Below are 2713 nucleotides of genomic sequence, written 5' to 3'. Positions count from 1 at the left end.
AGAGTGGTTGCGCGCCGCTGCAGGCCTTGTCCGACGCGCTGGCGCGCCTGGTTGCCGGCGGATCGCTGCGTGGTCAGTTCATCGGGCAGTTCCCGACCACCGAGGCCTATGCGCCCGCGACCTTGTACCTGGTCGACCTGGCCGGCGACCTGCAATGGTACCAGCTGAGCGAGGCCAGCCGGCCGGGCGGGTCCGACCAGTGGCGCGGGCCGATCAAGGTCGGCAACGGCTGGAACGGGTTTGCGCGCGTCTTCAACGGCGGCGGGGCGGCGATCTACGCGATCAAGCCCGATGGCGACCTCATGTGGTACGGGCATGACGGCTTCTTCGAGGGGAACCGGACCTGGCGCGGCCCGGTGCAGGTGGGCAATGGCTGGAACGGCTTCCAGCATGTCTTTCCAGGCGGGGAATACGTCGTGTACGGGGTCCGGCCCGATGGCCGCCTGCTGTGGTACCGGCATGACGGCGCCCCTCACGGCGGCGACGTGACGACCTGGTCCGGCCCGCGCGAGGTCGCCACCGGCTTCGACGGCTACCAGACGGTGATGTCGGGCGGCGACGGCCTGATCTATGGCATCCGGCCGGACGGCGCGCTGATCCTGCACGAGCATCGCGGCCATGCGAACGGCGCCGCCGACTGGGCGCCGGCCGCGCAGATCGGCACGGGCTGGCAGCCCTTCCGGGCAGTGGTCGCCTGCCCGGACGGGGTGTTCCTCGCCTTCACCACGAGCGGGACCATCCTTTGGTACCGCTATGGCGACCGACCGATCCAGTTCGCCGTCGTCGGCGGCCGCCGCGTGCCCATCTCGCTGCCCGGCAAGCGCTGGGAAGGCCCGGTGGAGATCCGGAGGCGCGTACCGGGCCTGTTGCAGGCCTTCGCCAGCCTCGCGGCCCCGTTCCGGGGCCCGAACTAGGAACGGTCACGAGGGTCTCCCGGGGGAAACGGCAGCCCCCGGGCGCCCCGCCTCAGAATGCGACCCGCGCCGCCACCGCGATGATGTTGATCTGGCTCTCGTAGTTGGCCGAGAGATTGCCGCGCGTGGTGTTGCCGGCACCGCTGGTGGACAGGTCGACCTCGGAGTCTTCGAGGAAGATGTGGGAGTAGCCGAGGTCGAAGGTCCAGTCCTGCCAGGGCGCCCACGAGACGCCCGCCGAGAGCCAGTAGCGGTCACTGTCCGGGATGCGCGGCGTGCGGTCGTTGTTGGGCACGGGCGACTGGTCGAACGCGGCGCCGGCGCGCAGCGTCCATTGCTCGTTCAGCCGGTAGGCTGCACCCACCGAGGCGAACCAGGTGTCGCTCCAGTTCTGGGTGGTGACGCTCGCCGCCTGGGCGGGATTGTCGAAGTCGATGCGCAGCTCGTCGAACTGCGACCAGTCGGTCCACTGGACGTCGGCCAGCAGGGTCAGGTCGCTGCCGATCGCCTGGGACAAGCCGAGCGAGACGGTGGTGGGCGTGGTGAGCGATGCCCTCGCACCCGTGTCCACGAACTGGCCGGTCGCGGCGGAAACGATCGCCCCCATGCCGGACGTGCCCAGGTCGAAATCCGCATCGCCCTTGATCGACTGGCTGATCTGCGAGCGGTAGGAGACGCCCAGCCTGGTGCCCGGCAGCGGCTCGGCGATGGCGCCCAGCACCAGGCCGAAGCCGATGTCGTCGCCCTCCACCTTGGCCTTGCCGTCCTGGGCGCCCGGCTCCGGCGCGATCGGCAGGCTGGCCCCGGTGCGCTGCTCGAGCAGCGTGCCGATCGTGCCGAAATCCACGGCATTGGTCAGCTCGGCATGGATGTACTGCGCGCTGAACCCGCCGCCCAGGGTCAGCCAGGACACCGGCCGGTAGGCGACGGTCGGTGTCGCGTTGACCGAGAACAGCTTCGACTTGACCGCATGATAACGGCCGACCCAGTCCTCGTCGTACTTGGAACCGAGGCCGAAGGGGACGTTGACCGAGAGGCCCAGCGTCCAGCGCTCGTCCAGCGGATAGGCGGCATAGAGCGCCGGCACACCCACATCGGGATACGCGTCGCTTTGGCGGCTGCGCCCGCCGATCGGGGTGCCCAGCACCGTCGAGGCCGAGGACGACACCAGCTCCGCATCCGGCACCACCAGGGTGAGATGCTGCTCGATCGTGGGCGCGGTGGCGAAGCCCAAGGCTGCCGGGTTGAAGAACATCGCCGACAGGCCGCCCTCGCCCGCAGTCATGCCGGCGAACGAGCTGCCCTGGCCGACTGCGCTCTGCTCGCGGATCGCATAGCCGGCAGCCCGGGCCTGCCCGGCGGCGAGCGGAACGAGGTGGAGGGCACAAGTGCCGAGCAACATCCAACGAAGCAAACGCGACATCTGTCCTGGCCCCGGCTCTATCCTTAGAAGTGAAATGCTTTTGTTGATGATCTACTGTCAATAAATGTTCCGGCCCGGCCGGGTACTGCTCACGGCACCGTGGCGCAGATGCGACGTTTCATGCGGCGTGGGCGAAGCGTAGCGCCTGGTGCCGGATCAGCTCCGCCACCGTGCCCGGATCGCGGATCGCCAAGAAGGCCGGCTGGCGCTGACGGGCCACACCCTCGACCGCGGCCGGGAAGAAGTCGCGCCGGCGCAGCAGGAGATCACCGGTCCCGGCACCGGAAACCTGGCGCAGCTGGAGCTTCAGCGCGGTGAAGGGATAAGGCTGCACCGGCTGGAGCCGTGCCGGATCGATGATCAGCACCCGCTTGTC

Annotated in this window: 3 protein-coding genes; 1 reads left to right on the top strand and 2 read right to left on the bottom strand. The window is 69.3% G+C overall.

All coding sequences use genetic code 11. The features are described 5' to 3' along the window. On the top strand, positions 1–914 hold a 914-nt coding region (locus VNS22_RS20535; protein WP_325735751.1), incomplete at its 5' end, for a tachylectin-related carbohydrate-binding protein. Between the two features lie 52 nt (positions 915–966). Here VNS22_RS20535 and VNS22_RS20530 read toward each other — a convergent pair. Beyond that, positions 967–2316 (bottom strand): OmpP1/FadL family transporter, encoded by a 1350-nt coding sequence (locus VNS22_RS20530; protein ID WP_325735749.1) that lies wholly within the window; start codon positions 2314–2316, stop codon positions 967–969. Positions 2317–2455: 139 nt separating this feature from the next. Next, positions 2456–2713: hypothetical protein (locus tag VNS22_RS20525; protein WP_325735747.1), on the bottom strand; the 258-nt coding region annotated here is incomplete at its 5' end.

Source organism: Geminicoccus sp. (genome assembly GCF_035556675.1).
Taxonomy (GTDB): Bacteria; Pseudomonadota; Alphaproteobacteria; order Geminicoccales; family Geminicoccaceae; genus Geminicoccus.
Note: the sequence above shows the minus strand (reverse complement) of the source record. Positions and strands in the feature narration are given on the sequence as shown.

Bases quoted from the DNA above. Each gene is read 5' to 3' on its own strand.
- VNS22_RS20530 (WP_325735749.1), bottom strand. From the start codon at position 2,316: ATGTTGCTCGGCACTTGTGCCCTCCACCTCGTTCCGCTCGCCGCCGGG.